The following is a 9,397-nucleotide window of genomic DNA, read 5'->3' on the forward strand; positions in this document are numbered from 1 at the left end:
ATCATGAATGATCCTTATGACCCTTTGGGTCTAATCTGAAAATCAAAGCCTCCGTTTTTAACGGAGGTTTTTTACTTCTTCTTCTCACAACCTAAAAATAAGGGTTTTTAAAACAAAATATAAACTAATTTATGCTCTTATTAATAAATGCTTCGAAGCTTGCTTCTAAATTAAAGGTTCGTATCAAACGAATACTTCGTGAGCTTTTCCTGAGGTACTCTATTTTCGTAGGTTTTTTATTCTTTGTAATAGGGTAGGGTGTGAGTAATGAATAAATACCATAGCGGGATGGGGTGTTAGGTTACTCAGGTTATTTTTAGAAAGTTTTTTTAAACTACTGATTAGTGCTTCACTATTATAGGTGTCTTTTGCATAATCGTCTGCTTGATATTCAAAGACTCTGGATACCATATTCATTATTAATCCAGTAATTTCTGAAATAGGACTGTATAATATGCCAAATGCGATAAGTCCTATATGAAATGATGGTGTTTGTACTCCTAATGCTTCTGATAGTGTTGCATTTGTAATAAATAGTGAGAGCAACCATAGTGTTAAACCAGTAAGTAAAATCGATAAAAGCAGATTAACAATTACGTGTTTCTTTTTATAGTGACCTACTTCATGGGCTAATACGGCAACAATTTCTTCATTAGTAAGATCTTTTATCAAGGTATCATAAAGTGTAATTCGTTTTTCACTACCAAAACCAGAAAAGTATGCATTTGCTTTGGTGCTTCTTTTGGAGCCATCGATGACAAAAATATCTTTTAGTTGAAAACCAACTTTCTTGGAGTACGCTTTGATAGTATCTCTAAGTTCTCCTGATTCTAATGGTGTTTGTTTATTGAAAATTGGGACAATAAGTTTTGCATAAAACATATTCATTGCCATAGTAAATATTGATACTAATACCCATGCATATATCCAAAAAGAGTCTCCTGTGAGTTGGTAGAACCATATGATTACTGCTAAAAGCCCTCCGCCTACAATGACCATCATAATCAGACTTTTTATTTTATCTACAAAAAATGTCTTGACTGTGGTTTTATTAAAACCAAATTTTTCTTCAATCACAAAAACTTGATAGTAAGTAGCAGGGGTAGAAAGAATATCACTACCAACCATTATTATTCCAAAAAAAATAAGCCCAATAATAATCGGGTTATCAGAGAAACTTCTGGCTATAGAATCTACCAAAGCGAAACCTTCTATAAAGAAAAATAAAATCATAATGATAAGAGAGAAGGTAGAAGAGATTAGTTTGAATTTATAATTCGTTTTTTTATATGCTATGGATTTTTGATACTCTTCTTCGGGATAAACATCTGTAAGTTCATTTGGAATTTTTTTACTGTAATGTCTGGCGTTTAAGAAGTCTAATAAAGAATCTATTAGAAATACAATAACGATGATTGCTATCAATAAAAAAAACAGAGAATTTGGGGTCATGGATTTAGAGCAATTAGTAATTTATTTTTTTGACATATGTAGGAACTGGTAAGGTAGTGATTTTTAATTGATTTTATGCGTTAAAACTATCTCTTTGTTCTCTACTAGAACCCTCGTTGTCGCTTTGCTTCAAATATAAGAATACCTGCGGCGACAGAAACATTCATTGAGTCTATAACGCCACTCATTGGTATTTTAATATTCTGAGAGGTGTTTTTTATAAAAAGATCACTTAACCCAGTAGCTTCTGTGCCTACTATAATAGCTGTAGGTTTGGTGTAATCTTGAGTGTGATAATCTACCGATGCTTGTAGTGCAGCGCCATAAATATCAATTTGTTTATGTTGTAAAAACGTTATAATATCTTGTGAAGATCCAGTTGCAATAGTATTAGTAAATATACAGCCTACACTAGACCGTATAATATTAGGGTTATATAGATCTGTTTTTGGATTTGCGATAAAGACAGCATCTAGTTGTGCAGCATCAGCAGTACGTAACAATGCTCCTATGTTTCCTGGTTTTTCTGGAGCTTCAGCAATAAGGATTAAAGGGTTTTTAGTAGCTAAGAAAAACTTATTTATATCCATATCTTTAGAGATTGCTATGGCTAAAACTCCTTCGGTAGTTACTCGATATGCTAACTTTTGATATATTTCTAAGGAAATTTCAAAGAGATCAATTTGATTTTTTGATATGCTTAATAATACAGAAGCTTCTTCATGACTACATATAGAATTGCAGTAATATAGTTGTGTTATTGTATAGCCTCCTTGTAGGGCTAAAGTAATCTCACGTTTTCCTTCTATAATAAAACGTTTTTCTCTTTTGCGAACTCGTGATTTTTCTTTGAGTTGGTAAAGAAATTTTATTTTATCATTTTGATGACTCTGAATCTGATTTTGCATACTAGCAAAGATACTAATAGAGAGGAAAAGATATTTTCTTTTTTGAGGTATTTAAGAAGAGAAATCTTTGATGTGTTGCTTAACTTCTATAATAATTTGAGAGTAGGTGTTATCTAGTTTATTGAAATGTTCTGAAAGCGTAACGATTTCTGATGTGTCTTTTGATAGATATTCGATTTTTTCTAAAAGCTCTGTTTCATTGTGTAATCCAATAGTTCTATAACTAGATTTAAGCTTATGCGCAATTCCTTTTATAATATTTAATTCTTGATTGATCACTGCTTGTTTTAATTTTTGATAGTCTTGTGGTGTTTCATCAATAAAAATTTGAAGCACTTCTTGAATGATTTGAGGATCATTGTCAAAAGTTTTTTTCAAGAAAGATAAATCACAGAATATGTTGGTGCTGAAAGTTTCTATTTTTGGTATTGATAATTGTTTTTTTACTTTCAGGCTCAAGAGTATTTCTTTTAGAGCTTTCTCGCTTAGAGGTTTGGTAAGGTAAAAATCCATTCCAGAGGCTGTGGCTCTTTTTTTTGACTCAGGGAATACATCTGCAGAGCATGCTATAATAGGAGTTTGACTTGTTTTTATGTCATCAGATTTTCTTATATGTTTTGCTGTCTCGGGGCCATCCATAACAGGCATATGCATATCCATAAGGATCAGATCATATTCTGAATGTTTAATTTTTTCTAATGCTATTTTACCATTATCGGCAATATCTATGATCATGTTCCAATTAGAAAATAATTGCTTAATAAAGAACTGATTCATTTTATTATCTTCTACAACAAGTACTTTCATTCCTGACAGATTATTATGATTTTGGGTAGAGGAGAGGCTTTGTGTATCTATTTCTGTAGATCTGAAATTGCTTTTTGCATATAAGACAGAAAAATCAAAGGTAGATCCACTACCTGTTTTACTTTTTGCATTAAGTACTCCTCCTTGCAATTCTATAAGTTGTTTTGAAATTGAAAGTCCAAGTCCTGTTCCTTCAATTTTATTTTTTCCTGGTTTGTGTATTTGATAAAAACTTTCGAATATATTTTTGAGTTTATCTTCTGCTATGCCTACTCCAGTATCTTTTACAGAAAAATTAATAGAGATATATTTGCCATTTATTTCTTTTGCCTTTATGGTAATACTAATTTCCCCAGTCTGAGTGAATTTTATAGCATTACCCAATAGGTTAATTAATATTTGATTGAGGCGTAGTTGATCTCCAACAATAAATTTGGGTACAGAAGAAAGAATATTTGTAGTGTACTTTAATCCTTTCTCATCTGCTTTTATTTTGAACCCTCTTGATATATTGTTAATTAAATCATGTAGATTAAAATCTGTTTTATGTAAGGTAAGCTTTCCTGCTTCTATTTTAGAAAAGTCAAGGATATCATTGATCAAAATTAAAAGGTTCTCAGCAGAAAATTGAATTCCATCAAGATTTTTTTTGTCAACTTTTGGATTACTAAAATTACCTTTTTGTAAAATACCTGTAAGCCCAAGAATAACATTAAGAGGAGTTCTGATTTCATGACTCATATTTGATAGAAAAACAGATTTTGCTTTTGCAGATTTTTCGGCCAATACTTTGGCTTCTCTAATTTCATTATCTATAACTTTTCTATCGGTTATATCTCTAAAAAAACCATTAAACAGATAGTCATCCTTGGTTTCTATAGTAATGATAGTGAGTTCTATGTATATAACCTCGCCATTTTTTTTGTTTACAGAGGTTTCTACTCTTTTATTGATTAGTTCATCATTCCCATTTTTTATATAATTAGTAAGACTTCTTTTGAGTTCTTGTCTCAATTTATAAGGTACTAGGGAATAAATGCTATGACCAATTGTTTCTTTTCTTTCTAATTCTAGTATGTTCTCTGCCTGTTTATTCCAGTTTAATACAATACCTTTACTATTAACAAGAATAACACCGTCCATAGCAGTTTCTAGCATGGTTGTTTTCAAGTGTTCACTGTATTTTAATTCTTCTTCTACTTTTTTTCTTTCAATAATTTCTTTTGTAAGTCTTTCGTTTATTTCTTCTAGGCTATATAGTTGTTTTTGCAACATTTTATGCATTTGTTGCTTGCTAGGGAAATTGATTAAGTCTTTAGCAAGAATTTCTTCAGGGATTACATTTAATATAGCCGTAAATGAATCTAATAAATGATATGATTGAAAATGTTTTTTGTAAATTATGAGATAGATGTTAGTGATCGCATTTATACCTATACTATTTTTTATTTTTAGAAAAATTTGATTAGAAAAATCCAAAAGCTTTTTCCTCTCCTTTATAACATCTATTGTTGTAAAGTTGTAAGGTGTGTCTAGATAGCTTTTTATTTTTATGATAATAGGGTCATTATGGTGGCCTATTAACTCGGATGATTTTTTGAGTACTTTAGATAAAAAAACTTTACAGAGGATTAATTCTTGTTCTTTTATAGGATCAAATATTAATTTGAAAGATTTGTATTGTAATAATGAACTATACTTTTCTGTAACTTGATTTCTTAAGAAAAAAATATCAGATTGTTTAACTGTATTTTTTTCAGTGATATGTTCTTCTAAACATAAATATAATTCAGGTAGTGATTTGACTTTTTTTGAATATGATAATGTTTTAAAAGCTTTAATTTTAGCTTTTATAGCAGGAATATTATTTGGAGAATCCACTTCTTTCCATAGAAAGTCTATTAGATCAATTATTTGCTGTTCATCTGAATTCTCAGCGAAAGATTGTTTTTTGAGGGGTTTTATTTTTTTTAGCCAATTAAGGATCATTCAGGGGTGTGTTTTGAAGGTCTTTCTTTATACTACAAAAGCCTAATTTTAATAAAACCCCAAGTGTAAAATAGTATGATGAAATTTGCGTGATATTTCAATAATAAACCAAATAAACAGTGATTTGCTTATCATGTAATCTAGTTTTTTTAAATGTAATGAAAAAATACTAATAACAGTGATTTTTTGACGATAAAACGTTGTTTTTTATCGATAAAATACACGAAAAATAGGTTTTTCGTATAAAAAATCCCACTTTCGAGTGGGATTTTTTTATAAGTGAGATATATTATTTTTAATAAAAGAGTTATTTTACTTTATCTACAATAGCTTTAAAAGCTTCTGGGCTATTCATTGCTAAATCGGCAAGAACCTTACGATTCAATTCGATATTATTAGCTTTTATTTTTCCCATAAATTGAGAATAAGACATGCCATGTAAACGGGCACCTGCATTAATACGGGTAATCCATAAAGCACGGAAAGTTCTCTTTTTATTTCTACGGTCTCTATACGAATATTGCATCGCTTTATCTACCGCATTTTTTGCTACTGTCCAAACGTTTTTACGACGTCCGAAATAACCTTTTGCTTGCTTAAGAACCTTTTTTCTTCTGGCTCTTTTCGCAACGGAATTTACTGATCTTGGCATAATTTTAAATTTTTAGTAGTAGGCGGTCGATAATCAACTCTTTGTGTTTTCTACAAGAGACTTACCTATGTAAATATACTTTGCTGAAAAAGCCTAACTCCTGGGTTTGTATTAATGTAACCTGATTAAAAAAATTACTTTAAACGTAATTGTTCTTTAATACTATTTTCATCGCTTTTATGCACTAATGTTGAGTGCGTTAAAGCAAGCTTTCGCTTTTTAGATTTTTTTGTCAAAATATGACTCTTAAAAGCGTGCTTTCTTTTTATTTTACCAGTACCAGTAAGCTTAAAACGCTTTTTAGCACTAGATTTCGTTTTCATTTTAGGCATTGTATCCTTGTTTTTATAATCTCACTTATTATCGTACATCATTCCTTTTACTAAGGACGAATTGTTTTATTTCTTTGGAGCGATAAACATAATCATTCGTTTACCTTCTAATTTAGGCATTTGCTCTACTTTACCGTACTCCTCTAATTCTTGAGCCAGTCTAAGTAATAAGATTTGTCCTTTGTCTTTGTAAATAATAGAACGCCCTTTAAAGAATACATAAGCTTTCAATTTAGCACCTTCTGATAAGAATTTAACAGCATGCTTTTTCTTGAATTCGTAGTCATGTTCATCGGTATTAGGACCAAACCTAATCTCTTTGATGATAACCTTTGTAGCTTTCGATTTTAAAGCTTTGTCTCTTTTCTTCTGTTCATAAAGGAATTTTTTATAATCCATTATTTTACAAACAGGGGGAACTGCTTTAGGTGAAATCTCAACAAGATCAAGTTCTTGCTCTTCTGCGAGTTGTTGTGCCTTTTTTATTGGGTAAACACCAACTTCTACATTGTCACCTACAAGACGAACTTCATCAACACGGATTTTGTGATTGATTCTGTGTGCATCTTCTTTGATTACTCTTAACGGTTTTTGAGACCTTCTTCTTCTTATTGCTATGACTTAATAATTTAAATTAAACTTATTTTTTTTATTATCCGTTAAACGGCTTAAGGGTTTTATTAATCTCTTCTTTTACAAAATTAGAAAATTTTTCGATAGATATAAATCCTAAATCTTCTCCTCCGTGTTTTCTAACAGAAATTGTATTATTATTTTCTTCTTGTTCCCCTACAATTATAATATAAGGAAATTTATTCATTTCTGCCTCACGAATTTTTTTACCAATAGTTTCATTTCTATGATCAGCAAGGGCGCGAATTTCGGCATTTTCTAACAAATTTAAAACTTTTTCCGAGTATTTTTCATATTTCTCACTGATAGAGAGTATAATAGCTTGCTCTGGCATAAGCCATAACGGGAAGTTACCGCCTGTGTGTTCTAATAAAATAGCGATAAATCGTTCTAAACTTCCAAAAGGAGCTCGGTGAATCATAATTGGTCTATGAAGTTCATTGTCGCTACCTTTGTATGTAAGGTCAAAACGTTCGGGTAAGTTATAATCTACCTGAATTGTTCCTAGCTGCCAGCTTCTTCCTAGAGCATCTTTTACCATAAAATCTAGTTTAGGACCATAGAAAGCAGCCTCTCCAGTTTCTATTACATAATCTAGACCTTTATCTTTTGCTGCATTTATAATAGCATTCTCCGCTTTTTCCCAGTTAGAAACATCTCCAATATATTTATCAGGGTTATTTAAATCTCTTAGAGATACCTGCGCTGTAAAGTTTTCAAAACCTAAAGATCTAAAAACATATAAAACAAGATCTATTACTTTTTTAAACTCCTCATCTAGTTGGTCGGGAGCACAAAAAATATGTGCATCATCTTGAGTAAAGCCTCGTACACGAGTAAGTCCATGAAGTTCTCCGCTTTGTTCATATCTGTAAACGGTACCAAATTCTGCATAACGTATTGGTAAATCTCTGTATGACCATGGAGAGCTATTGTATATCTCACAATGGTGAGGGCAATTCATTGGTTTTAATAAAAACTCTTCTCCTTCTGCAGGAGTGTTAATTGGTTGAAAACTATCCTCTCCATATTTTGCATAGTGACCAGAAGTCTCATATAATTCTTTTTGACCTATATGTGGGGTAACTACCATTTCGTAACCAGCTTTTTTTTGTGCTTTTTTTAGAAATTGCTCTAAACGATCACGCAACGCAGCTCCTTTAGGAAGCCAAAGAGGTAAGCCTTGACCTACTCGTTGAGAAAAAGTAAAAAGACCAAGCTCTTTACCTAATTTACGATGATCTCTTTTTTTAGCCTCTTCTAGTAGTTCTAAGTATTCTTTTAATTCTTTCTGTTTAGGAAAAGAGGTTCCATATACACGAGTAAGTTGTTTGTTTTTCTCATCACCACGCCAATATGCTCCAGCAACACTCATGATTTTTACAGCCTTGATTAATCCTGTGTTTGGAATATGACCTCCGCGACATAAATCTGTAAAAGTATCATGATCACAAAATGTAATGGTACCATCTTCAAGATTCTCTATTAATTCAACCTTATATTCGTTACCTTCATTTTTATATTTGTCTAAAGCTTCTGCCTTAGAAACAGCTCTCATTTTAAACTCATGTTTACCTCGTGCGATTTCAATCATTTTATTTTCAATCGTCTTGAAATCTTTTTCAGAGATAGTTTGATCCCCTAAATCTACATCATAATAAAAGCCATTATCAATAGCAGGACCAATAGATAGTTTTACACCTGGATATAATTCTTCTAATGCTTGAGCAAGAACATGAGATGTAGAATGTCTGAAAGCCGCTTTGCCTTCATCATCTCTCCATGTAAATAAAACAAGATTACCATCCGTGGTTAATTCGGTGGTGGTTTCGATAGTGGTCTCGTTGAATTTTGCAGAAATAACATTTCTAGCAAAACCTTCGCTAATATCTTTTGCTACATCGATAGCTGTAACATTGCTATTGTATTCTCTAACCGAACCATCTGGTAATGTAATCTTGATCATCTTTTTCTAATTAAAAGCGCAAAGATAATACGATAATAAAATCCATACAATATATAAGGCACATTTAATTGATTAATTATGTAGTTATATATATAGGACAAGACTTGGCGTTTTAAAAACATGTATTTATTTGTGTGTTTTCTTTTATCTGTAGTCGTTGTTAGTATGAAAAGAGGAGGAGGTTTTGTTTTTGTTTGAGGTATAACTATTTTATTATCATTGAGTTGTTAATTTATTATAAATAAACTACAAATTTTATGTTATTATTTAGATAAAAGGTTGTAGGTTTGCACCCGCAAAACGGGGTATTGTTTTGCAAGTTCATTGAGATATATTTTGATTTAAAAGAGGGTTAAAAAACTTTTAAAATTACTAAAAAAAAGTCTTGTTAGAATAAAAAAAGGTTGTAGGTTTGCAACCGCAAAACGGAGCAGTGTTTTGGTTAGTTCATTGAGATAGATTTTGATTTAGGTTTAAGAAAAAATAATTAAAAATAAATCAAAAAAAGCTTTGCGGGATAATAAAAGGTTGTATATTTGCAGCCGCTTAGAGAAACAAGTAAAGTTCATTAAAAAATTATGCAGGAGTAGAACACGTATTATAAGTGTTTATAAGGTTCGATTCCTTATTGATTAACAAAGAGCTAGTGGCGAAGAAG

7 protein-coding genes are annotated in these 9,397 nt (G+C 31.1%); all 7 read right to left on the minus strand.

The window, feature by feature from the left end; genetic code table 11:
* Positions 1–219 precede the first annotated feature (219 nt).
* Positions 220–1,452: a M48 family metallopeptidase gene (locus CVD18_RS20030; protein WP_103867278.1), complete on the minus strand. Its 1,233-nt coding sequence runs from the start codon at positions 1,450–1,452 to the stop codon at positions 220–222.
* 104 nt (positions 1,453–1,556) lie between these two features.
* A complete protein-coding gene (locus tag CVD18_RS20035; RefSeq protein ID WP_103867279.1) occupies positions 1,557–2,360 on the minus strand; it encodes an RNA methyltransferase in 804 nt (267 codons plus the stop codon).
* Positions 2,361–2,411: 51 nt separating this feature from the next.
* The gene (locus CVD18_RS20040) at positions 2,412–5,156 is read right to left on the minus strand and encodes a PAS domain-containing hybrid sensor histidine kinase/response regulator (RefSeq protein WP_103867280.1); all 2,745 of its coding nucleotides are present in this window, start codon (positions 5,154–5,156) and stop codon (positions 2,412–2,414) included.
* A 307-nt stretch (positions 5,157–5,463) separates the two neighbouring features.
* Positions 5,464–5,808 carry a 50S ribosomal protein L20 gene (rplT, locus tag CVD18_RS20045; protein ID WP_103867281.1) on the minus strand — a complete coding sequence of 115 codons (345 nt, stop codon included), beginning with the start codon at positions 5,806–5,808 and terminating at the stop codon, positions 5,464–5,466.
* A 134-nt stretch (positions 5,809–5,942) separates the two neighbouring features.
* Positions 5,943–6,140 (minus strand): 50S ribosomal protein L35, encoded by a 198-nt coding sequence (gene rpmI / locus CVD18_RS20050; RefSeq protein WP_027394180.1) that lies wholly within the window; start codon positions 6,138–6,140, stop codon positions 5,943–5,945.
* A 66-nt stretch (positions 6,141–6,206) separates the two neighbouring features.
* On the minus strand, positions 6,207–6,716 hold the full coding sequence (gene infC / locus CVD18_RS20055) for a translation initiation factor IF-3 (protein ID WP_255409480.1): 510 nt from the start codon (positions 6,714–6,716) through the stop codon (positions 6,207–6,209).
* Between the two features lie 76 nt (positions 6,717–6,792).
* Positions 6,793–8,739 carry a threonine--tRNA ligase gene (gene thrS, locus CVD18_RS20060; protein WP_103867283.1) on the minus strand — a complete coding sequence of 649 codons (1,947 nt, stop codon included), beginning with the start codon at positions 8,737–8,739 and terminating at the stop codon, positions 6,793–6,795.
* Positions 8,740–9,397 lie beyond the last annotated feature (658 nt).

It is taken from the genome of Aquimarina sp. I32.4 (assembly GCF_002924285.1).
GTDB lineage: Bacteria > Bacteroidota > Bacteroidia > Flavobacteriales > Flavobacteriaceae > Aquimarina.